The organism is Segetibacter koreensis DSM 18137 (assembly GCF_000374045.1).
In the GTDB taxonomy this organism is placed as follows: Bacteria; Bacteroidota; Bacteroidia; order Chitinophagales; family Chitinophagaceae; genus Segetibacter; species Segetibacter koreensis.
Genome location: NZ_KB893317.1, coordinates 128,075 through 148,442 on the forward strand (window position 1 = coordinate 128,075; position 20,368 = coordinate 148,442).

The window sequence follows — 20,368 nt, forward strand, 5'->3', positions numbered from 1 at the left end:
GCAAATCCTGACACTATTTTTGCTTTGTTGCTGTGTCTTTTTTCATTGTGGACATCTTGTGATGTTTTGTAACATGGTGAGTCCTTGCTTTGGTCGTTCTTGTTGTATCTTTCTTAGCAGTTTGAGCCATTGTTGTTCCAGCTACTGCAAGCAGCATAACGGCTGCTAAAATTACCTTTTTCATATTTTATATTTTTATTGTTGATACTCAAATTTAGTACTGTCTTATTTTCTTCTGATGGCGTTAACCACCGTTTAACCAAAACCAATTTTTTGTTATCACGATGTATACAGTAGTTGAGAGGGTCCTGTACCTTTATTTTATCATGCCTTCGCCTCCAAAGAACGTTACCTGATTTGCAAAGCCTTCATTTAGTTGAGAGAAGTAACATATCGACGTCAATATGATCATTGAAAAGACTAACAGTTTTACCCTGCTATTTATGCATTGTTCCCTTTATGATTATCGTTAACCATCGTTTAACCTTACTACAACCCGTTTAATATTAACTTTATCAGTTTCCATTTTTGATTAAAATATATAAATTGGCTTAAATGCGGTCTGCTACTCTAAGATGGATTATTTTATTAACAGCTCTTGCAATTGGTTTACTGGTTTCGGCCCAATTATTCTGGCTTAATAAAATTTATAATTACGAGCAGAAGGAGTTTAGCACAAGTGTGGTTAAAAGTATACAGGGCGTATATGAAGATTTGCAATTAACAACTTCAAATACAACACAATTACAAAAACTTATAGAGCAACCAGACCCAAACACATTTCTTTTCAAAATAGACAGTATACCTCCCAAAATAATGCTGCTGGATGATATATTAGACAATTTTGAGGATTTCCAGGTATTTGCTGATTGTAAAGTTGCTTTATATAGCCCCGAGAGCCAAAAGTATTTATATGAAATGTATTTGCCTTCTGCAGATACAAAACATCCTAAAAGTAGCGGTATTGACTTGCAGCCTTACAAGAAAGATTATGCCTATGTCCATTTATATTTTCCTAACCGACACCAATACATATTAAATTCCATGACCTGGTGGATTACCTCAGGCGTTCTTTTATTATTAGTTTTAGTCGCGCTCAGTCTAAGTATATTTTTTTTATACAGGCAAAAATTTTTAAACGAAATTCAAAACGATTTTATTCAGAATGTAACACATGAATTTCAAACTCCTCTTACCACTCTAATTGTGGGACTGGATGCTATTGCCAAACCTTCTATAGTTGAACACCCGCAAAGATTTGAAATATATATAAAATTAATGCGTGCACAGACTGCATACCTTAAACATCATATCGAAAATTTAATGAAGGTATTGAAGGCGGAAGCTAATGGGCTGATCATGGATAAAAGAGAAGTTATACCAAATGAACTGATAGAAAAGGCTCTGGTACAGCTTTATGCAGTTGTAGAAGAAAAACACGCAATAGTGAAGCTTTTGCTTGAAAAAAATAATACTGCCATATATGCTGATGACAGTAGCTTATTCGTCGCCATTGTAAACGTGATTTCAAATGCATTGAAGTATTCAAAAGAGCCTTTGATTGAGATTGAAACTAAAGCGATCAACAGCAAGTTTTCTATTTCTATAAAAGACAATGGGGTGGGTATTGAAGATAAATCAAGAAGCAAGCTATTTAAAAAATTTTACAGGGTACCATCTGGTGATGTGCATAATGTGAAGGGCCTCGGGCTCGGATTGTATTTTGTAAAAAAAGTGATAGATGGCCATAAAGGCACTATAACAGTAAAAAGCATTGCAGGTAAGGGATCTGAGTTTATAATTGAACTGCCGACACAATAAAAAACAAGACAATTGTATGCTGACAAATAAGGCAACTATATTATTTGCAGAAGACGATACTAGCCTTGCATTTATGGTAAAGGATGCATTGGAAGAAGAAGGTTATAAAGTTGTGCATTGCTCAGATGGTCAAACTGCTATTGATACTTTTGATAAAGATAAATTTGATATTTGTTTACTTGACATAATGATGCCTTATAAAGATGGCTATACTGTAGCAAAAAAAATCAGGCAACAGACGGATGTAATGCCTGTGCTTTTTCTGAGTACAAAAAGCCGTGAAGAGGATCGGCTAAAGGGTTATGATACCGGAGCTGATGACTATATAGCAAAACCCTTTAGTATGCCGGAGCTATTAAAAAAAATAGAAGTGTTTTTGCGGCGAACCAAAAAGTTACATTCAAAACCAGCGGCAGATTATAATATAGGAAAAATTGTATTTTCTCCAACTCATTTAAAAATAATTACACCGTCAGAAACTTACAACATTACCGCAAAGGAAACCGACTTATTAAAGTTTTTATGTGAAAATCAAAATAAGGTTTTAAAGAGAGAAGAAGTATTATTAAACGTTTGGGGAAAAGATGATTTTTTTGTTGGCAGAAGCATGGATGTATACATGACCCGGCTGCGAAAGTACCTTAGATCCGAACCGGCTATAACGATTGAAACGATACATGGAATAGGATTTCGCTTCAATATTGTGCAATAAAAACTGTACAAATTGCTGCATAATTTTGATAGAATAGGTATACATTTTTTTAGTGGCAATAACTAGATCACTTAAATAAAGAGATACTGCAACCTTTGTTATAAATCCTTACTCTTATACTTGGTTTTTCATAGAATATTGGATAAAAACGGGGTGAGATTTCTATCTTACCCCCTTATTTTTATTATAATCTCCCTCTGGATATCTTCTCTCAGCCCAACGTTTCGTTTTCTTCCTCAAATGATAGATTTGTAAAATTTGACGATTTTACATTACTTTAGCAACTACTTACGATTCCCTTGATTTTAATCCCCTGCTATTGCCGGTAATTCCGGGTCACTATTAAACTTTTTTTGTAAAGTATTTTATTTTTATTTAATCTGCATTAAAAAATAAATATGGAGAATAACTACTCTTTTTTAAGACCGAAACTATTAAAATATCTTTTCCGATATTGTTTCGCTGGCTTCCTTCTGCTTTCTGCTTATTCCCGGGTGGTAGCTCAGTCTGCGTCAACAACTGCTACAACTCTGAGCAATGCATATTTGTTTGTTGAAAATCTGGATAAATTTCCATCAAATGATCATTTTGTCTTTTCAAAAATCCAGGTTCCATGGTCGCGCGATGGTAAGACATATAACGCTAATCACGATTCTCTTACAGTAAGAATTCATAATAAAGGAATTAATAACCTTATTATCAAAAGTCTTGTTTTATCTAATAACACTACCTGGAAATTTGTAAAGCTAAAAGGAGCAGATTATAGCTCAGCCTCTTTACCCCTTACTATTGGTTCCGGCACGTATGCTGATTTAACGGTAAAGTTTGTGGCCCTGGATGCCGCCACAAGAGTAAAAGTTTTACATGATACCCTTACTATAGTTTCAAATGATGTCAAGTTTCCTTCAAAAGCCATTTATTTAGATGGTTTATGGCAGAAAAAAGGGGAAAGTGTAAATGAACCTTCCACACAAGACATCATTAACACTTTTGGTTTTAAAACTAAAACAGGGTATGGATTAACAGATCCTGATAAAGGAGACTCAACCAAGCTAAAGGGAGATGAAATCAAACCTTCTTATTTTGTTAGGGCTGATGCTTCTTTACCGGTGTCTGTAACACAAATGGCGGCCTATCATGCCTGTTGTACTTTTACTGAGAAGTTAACATGGTTTCCCAAGGGTAAAGACACTTTAATTTCTATTACTACGCATTTTGGGGTAGACGCACAATCATTATTACCTCGGAAAGCAAGACCTAATATAGTTGCTGCCGGAGTACTAAATCCGACGACAGCCTTTGGGTTTAATGTAGGAAGTCGAAATACTACAGATGCAAGCAAGAATCCGGGACGGAAAATAGGCATTCGTGTGTGGAAAGCCTATGATAGTAAAGGCAGAATTATTCCTAACTCTTACATAATCGGTAATGATTATTTAGGTACGAGCGGTACCAACTATGATTACAATGATAATATGTATTTTATTAAAAATGTTAGGCCTGAAAAAGGGTCTGCGTTTTATTCTGCACTGCGGGCTTCTCCTTCAGCTTTAGATTTTGGTCAAAAGCTTTTAGCAAGTTCCAACTCCCTTCAGCTAAGTCTTGCAAGCCTTGGAAAAACTTATACTGATGGTTCAAAAGATCCGGCAATCACTATTTCTTCCATTTCAATCGTTGGAGTAAATAAATCAGAATTTACAGCGACTATGCCTGTAAAAACCACTTTAAACCCCCAGGAAAGTACAACGCTGAACGTAGGTTTTAAGCCCGCCTCTCAAGGTTTAAAAATTGCTGATCTGTTAATATATTATAATAACTCGCAATCACCTCTTCGTGTTCCGCTATATGGTATTGCAAAAGCTTCAGGTACTACAGTTACCGCAAATTACCGGGTTAACAGTGGTTCATCAACTTCTCTCACTATTAATGGCAAAACATGGAGTGCCGATAACAAATATTCTTTTGACAACCTTGAGCCTTATTCTAATAGCAGTCTAAAGCAGATTGCATGTACAGATGAAGATGCTTTATATCTAAGAGAACAATCCTCAAATGGAGATAAAAAACCTTTCCGATATGAATTTCCGGTAACAAATGGTGATTACGTAGTGAGATTACATTTTGCTGAACTTTACTGGGGAGCTCCGGGCAGCGGGTTTGAAGGAGGACCAGGTTCAAGAGTAATGAGCGTTTCGCTGGAAAATCAACTACGTTTAATAAATCTGGATGTATCGCACGAAGTAGGTGGAGCTACAGCACTGGTTAAAAACATACCTGTAACGGTGAATGATGGAAAACTTAATATTAACTTTTCTGCCACTGTCAACAGGCCCATGGTTGTTGCTGTAGAAGTCTATAGCTTCCGTTCTTCCAGCGCAAGGCCAGCTGATATCGTGGCTACGGAAAGCGAACTAAACCAGGTGCGGGTTTATCCAATTCCGGTAGAAAAGATGCTTAATATTAAATTTCCGGCTGAATACCATGGAAGTACTAATCTGCAAATGGTTGACGCTATGGGTAGAACATACGAGGTTGCAAAATTTAATTTACAGGCTGGAGGATCAAGCCAGGAAGTAAATATTTCAAACTTATCCTTAAAACCAGGATTTTATTACTTGAGGATCGTTTCGGCAACTAAAACTGACATGATCAAGTTAATAGTGAAATAGAAAACTAGTTTGAACAATAATGATACAGCTATTTACTTTTACAGGTATGTAGCTGTATTATTTTCCATATTTAAACTACTGTTCCCTGGCTATTTCTTCTTTGAACGAAACCTGCTTGAAATGATTATTACGTATTCGGTTGATAGCAACAGGTGCACCTTGTAAAAGTGTAATTGAATATGTCTCAAAAAATGATCGAGGTCTAGATGGTCGCCTCTGCTTTAAATTAAGATAAATCTCGTCCGAATGATCCTTGTGCCGAACGTCGTGCCGGTATAAAATCTATTTGGGCTGAATACCTGTTTCAAAAGGTATTCCACAGTGTTTGATCAGGGGAACTAAAGGGGTCTATTTCTTTTTCCTTAACGCTGCTGCATTTTAAAATATCTTCTGAAGGAGTTTCTTTTTTAAAAAATTGGGCGTCCGGAAAAAATAGTGTCCATAATTACTCAAACTTAAATTCATACGTAAATGGCGAAGAATAAAATTAACGTGGCAATTATCGGACTTGGTTTTGGAGCAGAGTTTATTCCAATTTACCAGCACCATCCTAATGCTAACATGTATGCTATTTGTCAGCGGAATACCGAAAAGCTAAATCAAATTGGTGATGCATTTGGAATTGAAGGTCGATATACTGATTACGATGAGTTATTGAAAGATGAAGCTATAGACGCGGTTCATATTAATACTCCTATTAAAAATCATGCAGAACAGTCTATAAAAGCACTAAGAGCAGGTAAGCACGTAGCGTGCACGGTGCCGATGGCCACCACAGTAGATGAGTGTCGCAAGATAGTAGAAGCTGTTGAAGAGACCGGCCTGACTTATATGATGATGGAAACGGTAGTGTATAGCCGGGAATTTTTATTTGTAAAAGAAATGTATGAAAAAGGAGAGCTAGGCAGATTGCAATTCTTAAGAGCTTCTCACCAGCAGGAAATGGCCGGCTGGCCAGGTTATTGGGAAGGATTGCCTCCCATGCATTACGCCACACATTGTGTAGGTCCTGTTGTTGACTTAGCCAAAGCAGATGCTGAATTTGTTTCCTGTTTAGGGTCGGGAAGAATAGACGAACATTTGATCAGCAAATATAATTCTCCTTTTGCTATAGAAACCTGTCATATAAAATTTAGAAATTCGGATGTAGCGGCGGAAGTAACCCGGTCATTGTTCAATACCGCAAGGCAATATCGTGAAAGTTTTGATGTATACGGTTCTAAAAAAACATTTGAATGGACATTGATTGAACATGAAGATCCGGTGATACATACCGGTGAAAAACCAGAACATGTTAAGATTCCTGATTATGCTCATTTGCTTCCCAAGCCCATTCAATCTTTTACGACAGGTGGGGTGTATGATGCAGAACACAACCAGCACTTATCTTTTATCCAGGGTGCAGGCCATGGCGGCTCACATCCGCATATGGTTCATGAATTTCTAAGTTCGCTGGTTGAAGAAAGAGAGCCATTCCCCAACGCCCGTAAGTCAGCAAATATAACATGTGTCGGTATACTGGCCCATGAATCTGCAATGCAGGGAGGAAAGCAAATGTTATTACCCCAATTTACATTTAGCGATACCCGTATAGAAAGTACAGTAAAGGCGTTAGTGTAACCAGTTGCTCACATTATAGAACAAATACAAATTAAGACGTTCGATACTGTCGTTTCTTATAATATTATTCGTCAGCAATATTAAATGCGATCAGTTATTTAGGCCTTGCAAGGCCTAAATTTTTTACCATTCCTCATTTCGCGAAAACGTTATTTTAATAAAACCACTCGTTCTATTTTTATAATGCCGTGTTAACTTTTAATTATCATATCGTAAACAATTTATTAACTTAAGATTTAGACCTCTTCTCCTTATCCGTCTACGATAGTTTTGCAGCTTATTTGAAAAAGTATAATTTATGAAATTGCAGCTTACTTACAAAAGCTTCCTCTGTTTTTTGATGGCAGCGATATTTTCGCTTAAAGGTTTTTGCCAGTCGTCCGGTTCTGGCATCAGCGGATTTGTTTACTCTCAGGAGTCCCAACCTCTGGATGGTGTAACTATCAATGCAAAGAATACGGCAACGGGTTTTGTCGCCCTTGCTGTAACAGACAGAAAGGGCTATTTTGTTTTGAGAGACTTACCTGTAGGTTTATATACCATTGAAATTTCATCAGTTAACTATCAAAGTCAAATTTTAAAAGACAACCAGCTTAACCTTGGCGACCGGCTGGTATTACGCAAAATTGTTTTAGGAAAGAAGTCTGCCGAACTGGCTGAGGTAAAAGTTACCTCCAACAGTTTTAACAATAGCATTGATCGGTTGGGAACATCTACAGCGGTTAGTGGGAGAGCTATTCAGAAAATACCTTTGGCCTCACGTAATTATGCTGATCTTGTCGTGCTTTCTCCATTGGCAAATGGTGCTTCATTGGCAGGAGCGAAGGCGGGCGGTACGGGGTATATGTTAGATGGCGTTAGTAACAGGAGAGCAACATTCGGTGGTTTATCTGATGCTGCCTTTTCCATTTCATCTGAAACAATACGTGAGTTTGAAGTAGCCACCAATGCTTACGATGTCACTAATGGACGCGGGTCAGGAGGTGTAGTAAAAGCTATTACCAAATCAGGAACCAACACTTTGTCAGGTGCTGCCTGGAGTTACTATGGGGCAAATTCGCTGGCTGCTAAAAAAGACGTAAATGGAAACAAACTCACCAGCAAATACAAAATATTCCAGGGAGGTGCATACCTGAGTGGGCCTATCATAAAAAATAAAGTGCATTTTCTTATTTCCTATGACCAGTACCAAAATACCATTCCTTTCAGAGCTTATGATTTTACTTACGCAGGTGCTACACAGGCACAGGCAGAAAAAAACCTGGGTATAACAAAAGCTAATCTCGATAAGATTGTCGGTGTTATGGAAAATCAATTTGGTTTCCCTGCGAGTCCTCAATATGGTACGATCAATATTGTTCAGGAAACTAAAAATGCCTTTGCAAAGTTTGATTGGAATATTAATAAGAAAAATCTGCTAACGTTGAAGTATAACTACCTTCACTTTGTTGATCCCAACAAATTAAAAGGTTCGGGATTATTAACTACACAATACACAGGTACAGAAATAGACAATGCTGTGATGCTGGGATTACGCTCGGAGATCAGTAACTCGGTAACCAATGACTTAAGATTGAGCTTTAGTACCTACAGAAAGTTTCTTAGCTTTTTAAACAATCATGTACCTGAAGGTTTTGTAACTGTAAATGATAGCGCTACCGGTAACATTACGGTTGCTTTTGGAAATCAAAATTGGGTACCGGAGAGAGATGCTTCAGATGTAATACAGATAGTAGATAATTTACGATACAAAGCCGGTAATTTTAATTTTGTTTTTGGTACTGATAATAACATCAACCGTGTTACCGACCGGTTATCGCACGATCAGCAGGGTCAATTTTATTACGCATCTATTGCAGATATGGAAAGAAACAATCCATACCGTTTTAACAGGAAAATTCCTTTAAATGGTACCAATCCTGCTATCAGCGTTCCCGTAATTGAGTTAGGTTTATTTGCTCAAATGGAAACAAATCTGAGACCGAATCTTAACTTGACAGCAGGTTTACGATGGGATGCGAATATAATAGGGAACAAGCCAACAGCCAACCCGTTACTTGAAAAGGATCTTGGTGTAAGAACTGATGTTGTACCTTTTGATGCCAAGAATGTACAGCCTCGTGTTAACCTGGTATGGGATGTAAACAGTAATGGAAAAGATGTGGTTAAGATAGGGGCCGGCTTGTTTGCCTCTGAATTAACGACCCAGCCTATCACCTTTGCTCATATTGATAATGGCGTTGATTTCAGGCAAGTTGATATACGTGAAAACGTTCCTGTTCCCGACTGGCAGGCTTACCAAAAAGACTTTAGCAAGGTGCCCGGAGTGGATTATTATAATTCGCTTACTGCCAAGCAACCAGCCACTGTGTTGGTAATGGATAAAAATCTAAAGAACCCATTGACCTTCAAAACAAGTCTTAGCTATTACCATTATTTCAATCGCTGGTTTCGTATGGGTGCCAATTTGTACTACAATAATACCTGGGATAATTTCTACCTCTACGACATCAATTTAAAACATACACCTGAGTTTGTAACGAATGAAGGTCGCAATGTATATGTACCTGCTATGTCAATTCCTGCAGGTGTATCGACAACACTGCCAATAGTCAACTCAAGGATCTCTGCCAACTTTAACCAGGTAAGATATTTTACTAATACAAACTGGTCATCAAAATATGCAGGGGTAATGGTAGAGGCTTCTGCACAGTTGGGTAAAGATGGTTATTTAAGTGTTTCTTATGCAAAGGGCAAAGCCACAGGTACGCCTCCATATGACAGTGGCGATCCCCGTAATGCAAACTTCAGTGTAGCTTCTTCTTACCAGGATTACGGTACTTATGGCAGAAACTATTACAGTGAAGGTGATCAGCCGAATAAACTGGTTGCCTTGCTATTGAGTCCAACATTTTATGGAGTCAGCATCAGTTCATCTTTTCAGGCGTATCAAAACGGTCGTTATTCTGCATATGTAAACCGGGATATTATTGGTGAGGGTAACGATGGTACTGACCTTGCTTATATTTATGATCCCGCTAAATCTTCAACCCCTGCCAACATAGCGGAACAAATGCAGGCGTTGCTGAAAACAACCAGTCCTGAGTTTCGCGAATTTCTTACAAAGAATATGGGTAAGTTTGCTGAGTACAACGGCGGTCTAATGCCCTGGCGCACGCAGTGGAATATGAGTGCGGCTTATGATCTTAAAATTCATAAAACCCATAAGGTTACCTTTCGGGCGGATATATTTAACGTGCTTAACCTGCTAAATTATAAATGGGGAGGTTATAGTCAGATCATTAATACGAACCTATATAATGTTAATGGATTTGACCAGGCTACTAATTCTTACATTTATAAGGTGAATGCGAATGCAGGTACCAAAGTGAAAACAGCCAGTTATTATTCTGTGCAGTTTGGTGTGCGATATTCATTCTAAATAAAAGAAGGCTGATGATGGAACACGGATTGTTAGGATTGACAGATATGAGATGATTCTTTAAATATTTGTAATAATCCTAATCATCCGTGTTTATAAATTTTATGAAGCATAGATTTAACCAAATTGAACCACAGTAAAATTTCTTTCTAAAAAACGTACTTGCAATCCTGGTTTTTTTGTTATTGATGTTTTAGTCATAAACCTTTTTGGTGCCGGTGTAGTTTCGCAGGATATCATTAGCCAAGTAAAGCTTAAACACGCTTTCAATATGTGCTTCAAAAAAAAATAAAAAATCAAAGTATATCTTTTACTTATGAAAAGGTTATTAGGCTTATTGACATTGATTGCCTGTCTTAGAGTTTACTCCCAACCAATAGCTGAGATAGGCAAACCGTTGCAGGCATGGAAAGAAGGTTATCTTGATCTTCACCATATAAATACAGGCAGGGGAAACGCTGCTTTTTATATCTTACCAGATGGTACAACTGTTTTGTTCGATGCCGGTGAACTTGATCCAACAAATGCAAGAACCACTTCGAAACGAAACGCTGTTATTCGTCCAAACGATAGCAAACATCCCTACGAATGGATCGTGAATTACATAAGGAAAGTATCACCGCTGAAGGAGAAAGCAGTGATTGATTACGCTGTCATCTCCCATTTTCATGATGATCATTTTGGAAGCTGGTACGTCGGTGCTCCATTATCTGAAACGAGGAAATACGTATTAACAGGCATTACGGGAGTAGGTGAACTTATTCCTATTCATCGCTTGTTGCAGCGGGATTATAACTATCCTGTTGCTATTGAAAACAGGCTGAAAAGGTTTAAGGGTAACGACGATAATTATATAAAAACATGGAATAATTACATTTCATTTATTAAGGCTCAGCAGCAAAAAGGGATGCAGGTTATAGCATTTAAAGCCGGGGCAAAAAGCCAAATCACCTTGCTACGGCATCCATTAAATTTTCGCGATTTTAATATACAAAACATCAAGTCTAACGGCTTAATATGGACAGGCAAGGATACTTTGACTGAACAGCATTTTCCTGTCATTGACACCGCAGACCCTAAATCCTGGCCAGACGAAAACACATTAAGCAATGTGATGTTAATCCATTATGGTCCTTTTACTTATTATACTGGCGGTGATTGTTCGGGAAATGTATTTGCCGCAGATGCGACTTGGCGCGATGTGGAAACGCCCGCGGCAAAAGTAATCGGAGAGGTTGATGTAGCCACAATGGATCATCACGGGAACAGGGACGCAGTAAATGAATTTCAGGTAAAAACGTTTAAGCCAAGGGTATGGATAGAGCAAACATGGACAGCAGATCACCCAGGGCATGAAGTATTAATACGGGCAACGTCTCCATATTTATATGAAGGCAAACGCGATCTTTTTGCCACTAACATGCTAGAGCCTAACAAACTGGTGATAGGGCCACTGGTAGATCAATCTTATCGAAGCCAGCAAGGGCATATTGTGGTACGAGTTTTACCTGGTGGTAAAAACTACTATGTAATTATACTCGATGATACGAATAAAAATATGCTGGTGAAAAATATATTTGGTCCTTATACTTCTAAGCATTTGTAGCGGCTAGGGTGGCAGGACAACTAGTGTTAATTCTCTACTTTTATACGTGAAAAGATAGAAGGCTGCGAACAACCTTTAGCCGGGCAATGGAATGAAAATGATGCTTCAATTACTTCAAAATATCGAATGCGGGAAGGATTTGTTCTATCTTATCGTATCGTTTGGTTCCAAATTATCTAATTTAAAAATAGGTGAAAAAAGCCGACTCATTGAAGTATTGAGACGGCATCTTTTTGTTGCATTGAGCCAAACTAGTTTCCTATTGCTTAACAAGCTTCACGGTTACTATTTTATCACCCCTGCATAACCTGTAAATAATAAATACCCGTATTGGCAGCAACATTGGCTTTGATTTCAATCAATTTCCCTAATGCATCGCTAACTCTCATAGCGACTGGATTGTTGCCTGCGTCACTTAGCGATAGGGTAAAATAATTAGCCGAAGGATTAGGCCGGGCCTTTATTGTAAGCCTTTGTGCCAGAGTTTGCTCGTTTGCTAACCCATTTACTTTGGCTGCGGTAATTGTGGGGGTAGCCGGAGTTATGGTGCCAAGTGTGTAGCTAGCTACCAATCCTGTTTTGAAAAATACCATTGGAGCTGCCCGCTACAAAAAGCTTATTATTACGGAAACCTTCAATTTCTCTAGCTCTAATGATCCAAAGGGATATCATGCAGACCTTGGGATAAGGGGATCTGTTAAGAGCCTTTTTAACTATGATATCGGATTATTTTATCTTGCCTATAACAACCGGATAGGCACGGTGGAGAGAACTGATGAAGCAGGGTCACTCTACACCTTTCAAACAAATACTGCCCGTAGCGTACATAAGGGAATTGAAAGCTACGTTGAGTTGAACGTTACACGGGCGCTTGAAATAAATAAAACAGTAGGAAACATAAGCGTTTATAATTCTTTAGCCTACACCAATGCAAGATATACGCAAGGAGAATTCAAAGGAAACAAAGTAGAGTACGCACCGAAACTCATCAACCGCATAGGTATAACATATGCAAAAAAAGCTTTGTCTGCATCAGTTCAGTTGTCGCATCAAACAGAAGCATTTGCGGATGCTGCAAACACAATTAGAAGCAGTAACCCGATTATAGGAAGAAGCCCGGGTACGGGGTAATTGATGTTTCAGTTTCATTTAATCATAAAAAATTTAAATTGAAAGCAGGGTTAAAATAATCTCGCAGACAAAAGATACTTTACCCAAAGAACAGATGAATATCCGGGCCCGGGAATCATTCCGTTAACAGGAAGAAGTTTTTATGCCGGCATAGGAGTTAGTCTTTAGTAAATTGAAGACTCGTATATTGTATATCCCCCTTACTCATCTTAATATAAATAAAGCCTCTTTGTATTTACCATGTTTGTGTATTTGAATATAAACTAGAAAAGAGAAGACCAGTAAAAAAATAAGTAAAAAGGGACGATTACCATGGAAATATTCTTTTGTGGAAGATTGTAAGAAAGACAACAGGACAATCTGAAGCAAAAGATTAAATCTTAACTAATCAATGAGTTTGTGAAAATTAAACTACTAAAAAAGATTAAATTACTGCACCCCATTTTGTACCCCAACACCGTAACACATCAGCAATCAGTACTAAAAGTGGCCCCACCTATTGAATTATTGAACCAATTCTTATTTGATCTGAAAGGTTTGTATGAATTACAGCCTCTTTTAGAACCTATTACCGCTTTAAAACCTTTTGTTTCATATTCAGTGACAACAAATATAGTATGATAATATTCTCTACTGGTATTAAACCCTTATCCTTAGTATATTAGTAAATAGAATAATTATATTTTAGCATATTATAAGGACGTAGAAAGGACAACCGGAAAGTATATATGGAACAAACGTCATTAATTCATATTTTTCAATATCCTTACAAGCTCTTCTCTTATGGGTGTTGATTGCTTCAGATAAAGAAACTTTTTCAATAAAGCAGCTATTATTTTGCCATTAATGTTTTTCCGCAGTTTGTTCACATACGGTGGATTTTTGTCTTTTGCTTCTATGTAAATAAGATCATAGTTTCACCTAATCATTGGATTTATTTAAAACGTAACTGGTGTGGAAAATAACACGGGTAGGAAATTTCAATTTCAATTGTTTATGCCGAACGGATATTTAGAAAAGGTTGATGGGTTTACAAAAAATTTCGAACTCGTAGCTGTGCAACATTCAGCATTGACAATTCAAAAACTCATTCCAAAGGCCGAAAGACGATGTAGATTTTGTAAAAAAACCTATGGGCAAACGAAGTTCAAAAAAGAGGCTCATATAATTCCGGAAATGTTGGGAAATAAGAACTTGTTGTCTTATTCAGAATGTGATAACTGTAACTATCAATTTGGTCAATTTGAAAATGAATTAGCGCATTTTTTGGGGATCTTTAGAACAATAAGTGGTGTAGACGCAAAACAAGGTGTACCATGCTTTAAATCTCCTGATCAACAAATAATAGCAAAGGCTAACGGGGAAACGATCGATATTTTAAGAGAAGATACTTCAAATGATGCAATTAAAGTAAACAAAGACTTATCTAACCTAACCGTTAGATACAAAAAGCCTTCTTACTCTCCATTGATGGTATATAAGGCATTTGTTAAAATAGCAATGTCAATAATTAAGGAACATGAATTAAATGAAGATTACCAGTTAGCTATAGACTTTCTGTTGCATCCAAATAGTATAAAAATGACAGGTTGCTTCGTTTCCGGTTATACCTTGCCTTTTAGTTATAATCTGCCACCTCAAGCCTACTTGTTTAAAAAAAAGGACGCTATGTCACCTATGCATACGCATGTATTAGCTCTATACTTTCAAAATTTTATATTTTCCATACCTGTACCCTTAAACAAGAAAGACTTTTTCTTTTACAATAAAGAGAACGTATTAAAATTGCCTGAGTATCCTCCGTTGTTGCTTGAACCTACAAATATGATTGACCTAACACTTACTCCATTCATGAATGATTTTTCTTCTCCTGATAAGGTTAAGGGAGAGGAGGGGGAGCTCTTCTTTGAGTTTGACAAGGAACATTTTGAACATACTCCAACTTTTGATCAGAATCCTGTTAATGGCGTAATGCCAGAATTTAGGCCAGATGATGTGGTAAAAATTAGTATTAGCAAACATACCGGAGAGTAAAATAATGAGAGAAGCTCAGGCCAGCTCTATGGAATAGTGTTCAACAGCAATTATAAGCGAATTGCAGCCAGCAATTACAGGACTTGAAGAAGAGCTGTTAAGCAATCAGGAGTTAAACATGAAGGAAATAACGCGCTTCAACCCTCACCTGAAGTTTTAGAGTTATACCAATTGGTGTTGCATGATGTTTTTAAAACCAATGAAGGTGAAATAGAGATGCAATTGATGAAGGCACGTACAAGGAAACAAAGAAGAGATTTGAGGATGAGCGAAATAGCTTAATCAGTAAACATGCAAATTGCTTTAGCCTTGATAAGGAGTTCAATAGGTATGTTTCTTTCAGTGTTTCCCTGTCAGGAAACCTAAAAAAAATTAGGCTAATGCATCATTTACTATCAAACAAAAGATTATTGGTTCGATTTTCCCTGAAAAAATCATCTTTGAAAATAATTCTTATCGAACCACAAAAATTAATGAAGTTTTTACCCTAATACTCAATACCGATAAGGGTTTGGCGAAAACACATAATAATGGAAATCCGAAGGTTTCCAGTTTGGTAGCCCCGACAGGAATACTTTACGTCTGACTTAATCTTATCAAATTTTACTTATTTTTACTTTTACTTGACTGTTAATCAACGTGTTATAATATTAATAGAAAAAGCTATAAAAAATGAGATTATAAAAAAGTGTACCCCAAACTGTACCCCAAACTGTACCCCAAACTGTACCCCAAATTAAGTTTTATATATTACCTTTATAGAAGTTAATCGAACTTTTATGGTAGTTACCTATTACCTCAAAAGACCTGAAGCAACTTCAAACACTTCCATCTTCGCTAGGATATCATACAAAGGCTATCAACTGAAATATTATGTCTCGGAAAAGATTAATCCGGCAAACTGGAATAAAAATACACATCGGGCAAAGGGATCAAAAAATTTCAGAGAATATCCTGAATTTAATAACCGCCTTTTTCATATCGAAAGCGCTATTCGAAATGTATTTAGAAAGTATCAGAATGACAATAATGGAGAAATTCCATTACCTGAAACTTTAAAACATTTACTTGATATTGAAATAAAGAAGATACAATCTGTAAAACCAAAAGAAGTTACTCTCTTTGAATACATAGAGAAATTCATTAGCAGGTCAACAGAAGGGACAAGGGTAAATAGCAAAACAAAGCGGCCGACTGTGACCAACACAAATAAGGGGTATACTACCACACTTAACCATTTAAAAGAATTTCAAAACATTTATAGTAAGAAAATTGATTTTGATACGATCGATATTGATTTCTATAATGATTATGTCAAGTTTTTAATGCACGATTTGAAATTAAGGTTTAGTACTATCGGAGATCATATTAAAAGGCTTAAAACTATTTTGAATGAGGCTACTGAAAAAGGAATAAACAAAAACGTTGCTTTTAGAAGCAAATACTTTTCTAAATTAAATGAAGAAACAGACACAATTTACCTGAACGAAAAGGAACTTCAGGAGATAGAGAGCCTAGATTTAGCTGATAATTTAAGATTAGAAAAGGTTAGAGATCTGTTTTTGATAAGTTGTTATACCGGCTTAAGGTATAGTGACTATAGTGTATTAAGGGCTGATCAAATAAACGGCGGCTTTATTGAAACTACACAGCTAAAAACCAATGGGGCTGTAGTTATTCCAATTCATGAAACAGTTGAAAGAATACTTCAAAAATATAACGGGTTATTACCAAAAGCTAATAGCAATCAAAAAATGAATGACTACATAAAGGAAATAGGGAAAATGCTTCCTTCGCTCCGTACCACTTTTAGTCAATCTTATACCAAGGCAGGAAATAAAGTGACAATTACAAATGACAAATGGCAGCTAATGACCACGCACACTGCCAGAAGATCGTTTGCGACAAATCAATATTTATCAGGAGCTCCCATTCTTACCATCATGGCTATTACAGGCCACAAGACCGAAAAATCCTTTCTAAGGTATATTAAGATTTCTCCCTCTGAACATGCAAAAATTTTAAAAATTCACTGGGGAAAAACAAAGGAAATGAAAGTAATATAATTAGTGTTAGGCTACATAAGATCGTACTATCCAATAACAGACGCTTCCTATTAGTTGGTAGCAGTTTTGTTCGGCAGCATCATAGTAGCATCATGACAATTCGTTTTCTAAAAAGTTTCGTATGGTTTTTGATTTACTACTGTTAACGCCTTCATCACAACTCACAGCCCTTTCCCAATTGTATTTCCGAGGTAAAGAACAGGGGAAAATTTAAGCGCGAACTGACGCAAGCAATTTTTTAGAATGCTTAAAGGAAACCTGCCATGCAAAGAAGGATAGAACAGGAATTAGAACAGAGTTCTCGATCCGTTTACTTTACTAATAGTACAGTTCCTTTTATACTTCTAAAAACACCGACTTCTTTAAATTCGGAATAAAATACATACGCGCCTTGTTCAGATAGTACACCATTAAACGTACCGTTCCATCCTACGGTACAATCTTTTGTTTCAAATACCTTTTGACCGAATCTATTATAGATTGATAAATGGAAGTCTTTTAAGTTATAAGGATTTAAAACAGAAAAGCGATCATTTCTTCCATCACCATTAGGTGTAAAAGCATTAGGAAAATAAATTTTGCAGGATTTCTCTTTAACCACTATCTCGTCATATCCTTCACCGCATGAATTTGTTACTGTTACGGAATATATGCCTGCTCTTTTTACAACATATTGAACTTGTTTTGAACCATCCTGCCAAACGTAGGTGTCGAAATTTCCAGCCCTTAGTTGCAATGAGTCTCCTGAACAAATTTCTGTATCATAACCTATATCAACAAACGGTTTTTTCACTACTTCGAGACGTGTTGTGATCACACTATCGCACCCAGTAGCAGTATGGAAGGTGTCAGTATATACACCGTCGTCGGTATGTCCTAAGTAGCTCTCTCCATAGCAGATAGTTTTATTAATTGTGGCAGCGTATGGTGGGGTCACAATTAGGTTTAACCTACGAATACTGTCACAACCGGTTACGCTAATAAATGTATCGATGTAAGTGCCCGTTATGTTATGACCAAGATAAAATTGACCTGAGCAAATGGTTTGATTTATCTCGCTAAAACTTGAGGGGTTCACGGTTAAATGGAGGGTGCGAATACTATCACAGCCATTCTCAGCTACAAATGTATCGACATAAATTCCGGTTACAGTATAACCTAAAAACGACTGTCCTTTACAAATAGATGAGGTTATAGAGGAAGATTTTTTAAAACCGACTTTAAGATCTAAGGTCCGGATGCTATCACAGCCATTCGCTGAAACGAAAGTATCTATGTAAGTGCCGGCGAGAGTATGACCTGCGTAACTCCCACCTTCACAAATGGACGCTTTTAATGAAGAAAAAGACTGATTTTTTATAGTAAGATTTAAATATAAAATACTGTCACAACCGTTGACTGATTTCATTGTATCAGTATATATACCACTTGTTTTAAGCAGCCTACCCTGCCAGAAATATTTGTCGCAGCTAGAAGCGACAATGTCATTCCTTGAACCTTTAATCAACAGGTTAAGAGTAATGATACTGTCGCAGCCAGAGTTGTTAGGTATTGTTTGAGTATAAATCCCACTACTGTCATAGGTAATATTATTTAAAGTATAACTACTGCACTCAATAATATTTAATTCAGATGAAGTTCGGTTTTTACAGGAAGACATTTTATGAATGAAAATACCACCACCGAAAAAAGTGTTCATATTAGAGACGTCAGGCCCCGGATCAAAGTCTACTTCGCCTGTGTATATGCCCGTTGTATATACGTTGCCTGAGTTATCCACGGATAGGCTGGTAGCATAATCCTCTGCATAATCTCCAAAGGCCTTCGCCCAAATAAAATTTCCATCTGCATCAAGCCTGCTGACAAAAATATCAGAGGCGAAGCCCCCGTAAGCAACTGTTAGGTTGTAAACCGAAGAACCAGGATCAAAATCTTTTGTATAACGAAATGAGCCTGTGATATAAATGTTACCTCCATTATCCAACTTTAAATCGGAATATTGGAGTGCCGTATTTGGACTTCCTCCCATTAATTTGCTCCACAAAAGATTACCGTTGATATCATATTTCGAAAGTTCCCTTTCATATGTATAGATCTCCTCACTAGAATTTACCGCTAAATTGTAAGCCTTAATATCATCTTTAGCCCAAACAAAATTTCCTTCCGAGTCAAGTTTTGCAAGGAAAATTTTATTTAGATAAAAACCTGTACTTAAATTGAATTCGCCAGGGCCGGGATCAAAATCAACCGTTCCATCAAAATGGCCAGTTGTATATACATTTCCTTTATTGTCAGTCATGACAAATTCACCCCCGGCATTGTGATTGCCATCAAAGATTTTGGCGTACTTATAGTTCCCTGACGCGTCATATTTGGTAATAAATGTATTTGTTATACCGTTGCTTCCCTGATTGTCTAAAGCCGGACCGGGATCAAAATCCACTATACCTGAAAAACACCCAGTTGTATAGACATTGCCTGATTTATCTACAGTAATAGATGTGCCGACGTCTTCCCCGGGACTTCCAATTCCTTTTGCCCACTTAAAATTACCGTTAGCATCAAGTTTCGAAATAAAAACATTTCGGTCTTCAGGGAAGTAGTTTTCAGCAGCAGAAAGATTGTATACCTCAGGGCCAGGATCAAAATCAGCTGTACCACTAAAATAACCTGTAGTGTATACATTACCTGCTGAATCAACAAAAAGGGATTTGCATATTGTAAATCTTGACCCTCCTAATTGTTTACCCCATATAAAGTTCCCTGCCGGATCAAGTTTGCATATATATACGTTGTTCCATTCACATTTTACATTAAATGTGCTGGTTCCAGGATCAAGATCCATAGTGTTGCCAAAGTTACCCGCGAGGTAAACGTTTTTTGAAGCATCAGTACCTATAAAAGAAGTTTCTTCATATGACAATCCTGCTTTTCGATCTAATTGCTTAACCCAATCAAAGTGTATTTCCTGAGAATAAGATTTTAAGAATGAAATTAATGTAAGAAACAGGATTAAAAGTTTGTTCAAACGCATTGACATCCGCATACAACTATTTACCAGCTTAAACCGGGCTTACACTAAAACGCAAAAAAATAATCTAAATTGTTATTACGGGGTAAAAGGAAGGACAGTTTCGTAAAGTGGTTTTGTAAACTATAAAAACTTCATGTTCTGTATCTCCCCGAAATAGTTTTGCTGCTTCTTATACAGGAGTTGTATGGATAAGCCTGCCATTGCTCACGGCCTGTCTTTATAAACAACTCGCC

12 protein-coding genes are annotated in these 20,368 nt (G+C 37.0%); 9 read left to right on the forward strand and 3 right to left on the reverse strand.

Translation table 11 applies throughout. The annotated features are described in order from the left end of the window. Positions 1-13: 13 nt before the first annotated feature. The gene (locus B154_RS32175) at positions 14-184 is read right to left on the reverse strand and encodes a hypothetical protein (protein WP_018612514.1); all 171 of its coding nucleotides are present in this window, start codon (positions 182-184) and stop codon (positions 14-16) included. A gap of 371 nt (positions 185-555) precedes the next feature. Between B154_RS32175 and B154_RS0105860 the strand changes: the two genes are divergently transcribed. The 6 genes from B154_RS0105860 to B154_RS0105885 all read left to right on the forward strand — a co-directional run bounded on the left by B154_RS0105860 (position 556) and on the right by B154_RS0105885 (position 11,870). Then, complete coding sequence (locus B154_RS0105860; RefSeq protein ID WP_018612515.1) at positions 556-1,821, forward strand: sensor histidine kinase; 1,266 nt, start codon at positions 556-558, stop codon at positions 1,819-1,821. A 16-nt stretch (positions 1,822-1,837) separates the two neighbouring features. Continuing rightward, positions 1,838-2,533, forward strand: a complete 696-nt coding sequence (locus B154_RS0105865; RefSeq protein ID WP_018612517.1) for a response regulator transcription factor — start codon at positions 1,838-1,840, stop codon at positions 2,531-2,533. A gap of 398 nt (positions 2,534-2,931) precedes the next feature. Beyond that, positions 2,932-5,202, forward strand: coding sequence for a malectin domain-containing carbohydrate-binding protein (locus B154_RS0105870; RefSeq protein ID WP_018612520.1), 2,271 nt, complete (start codon positions 2,932-2,934; stop codon positions 5,200-5,202). A gap of 471 nt (positions 5,203-5,673) precedes the next feature. Next, complete coding sequence (locus B154_RS0105875; protein WP_018612522.1) at positions 5,674-6,822, forward strand: Gfo/Idh/MocA family protein; 1,149 nt, start codon at positions 5,674-5,676, stop codon at positions 6,820-6,822. A 298-nt stretch (positions 6,823-7,120) separates the two neighbouring features. Beyond that, entirely contained in the window at positions 7,121-10,264 is a 3,144-nt protein-coding gene (locus B154_RS0105880; RefSeq protein WP_018612524.1) for a TonB-dependent receptor, read from the forward strand. A 316-nt stretch (positions 10,265-10,580) separates the two neighbouring features. Then, complete coding sequence (locus B154_RS0105885; RefSeq protein ID WP_018612527.1) at positions 10,581-11,870, forward strand: ComEC/Rec2 family competence protein; 1,290 nt, start codon at positions 10,581-10,583, stop codon at positions 11,868-11,870. 293 nt (positions 11,871-12,163) lie between these two features. Here B154_RS0105885 and B154_RS0105890 read toward each other — a convergent pair whose 3' ends face one another. Beyond that, positions 12,164-12,463, reverse strand: a complete 300-nt coding sequence (locus B154_RS0105890; RefSeq protein ID WP_018612528.1) for a T9SS type A sorting domain-containing protein — start codon at positions 12,461-12,463, stop codon at positions 12,164-12,166. Between B154_RS0105890 and B154_RS0105895 the strand changes: the two genes are divergently transcribed. From B154_RS0105895 to B154_RS0105910, 3 genes are all read left to right on the forward strand, one after another. Beyond that, on the forward strand, positions 12,450-13,001 hold the full coding sequence (locus B154_RS0105895; RefSeq protein ID WP_018612529.1) for a TonB-dependent receptor: 552 nt from the start codon (positions 12,450-12,452) through the stop codon (positions 12,999-13,001). The genes B154_RS0105890 and B154_RS0105895 overlap by 14 nt on opposite strands. 954 nt (positions 13,002-13,955) lie before the next feature. After that, a complete protein-coding gene (locus tag B154_RS0105905) occupies positions 13,956-15,035 on the forward strand; it encodes an HNH endonuclease (RefSeq protein WP_018612531.1) in 1,080 nt (359 codons plus the stop codon). A gap of 779 nt (positions 15,036-15,814) precedes the next feature. Next, on the forward strand, positions 15,815-17,101 hold the full coding sequence (locus B154_RS0105910) for a site-specific integrase (RefSeq protein ID WP_018612532.1): 1,287 nt from the start codon (positions 15,815-15,817) through the stop codon (positions 17,099-17,101). Between the two features lie 310 nt (positions 17,102-17,411). On the opposite strand, the gene B154_RS0105915 is transcribed toward B154_RS0105910, so the two are convergent. Further along, the gene (locus B154_RS0105915) at positions 17,412-20,129 is read right to left on the reverse strand and encodes an SBBP repeat-containing protein (RefSeq protein ID WP_169337645.1); all 2,718 of its coding nucleotides are present in this window, start codon (positions 20,127-20,129) and stop codon (positions 17,412-17,414) included. Positions 20,130-20,368: the final 239 nt, after the last annotated feature.

Bases quoted from the DNA above. Each gene is read 5' to 3' on its own strand.
- B154_RS32175 (WP_018612514.1), bottom strand. From the start codon at position 184: ATGAAAAAGGTAATTTTAGCAGCCGTTATGCTGCTTGCAGTAGCTGGA.
- B154_RS0105860 (WP_018612515.1), top strand. From the start codon at position 556: ATGCGGTCTGCTACTCTAAGATGGATTATTTTATTAACAGCTCTTGCA.
- B154_RS0105865 (WP_018612517.1), top strand. From the start codon at position 1,838: ATGCTGACAAATAAGGCAACTATATTATTTGCAGAAGACGATACTAGC.
- B154_RS0105870 (WP_018612520.1), top strand. From the start codon at position 2,932: ATGGAGAATAACTACTCTTTTTTAAGACCGAAACTATTAAAATATCTT.
- B154_RS0105875 (WP_018612522.1), top strand. From the start codon at position 5,674: ATGGCGAAGAATAAAATTAACGTGGCAATTATCGGACTTGGTTTTGGA.
- B154_RS0105880 (WP_018612524.1), top strand. From the start codon at position 7,121: ATGAAATTGCAGCTTACTTACAAAAGCTTCCTCTGTTTTTTGATGGCA.
- B154_RS0105885 (WP_018612527.1), top strand. From the start codon at position 10,581: ATGAAAAGGTTATTAGGCTTATTGACATTGATTGCCTGTCTTAGAGTT.
- B154_RS0105890 (WP_018612528.1), bottom strand. From the start codon at position 12,463: ATGGTATTTTTCAAAACAGGATTGGTAGCTAGCTACACACTTGGCACC.
- B154_RS0105910 (WP_018612532.1), top strand. From the start codon at position 15,815: ATGGTAGTTACCTATTACCTCAAAAGACCTGAAGCAACTTCAAACACT.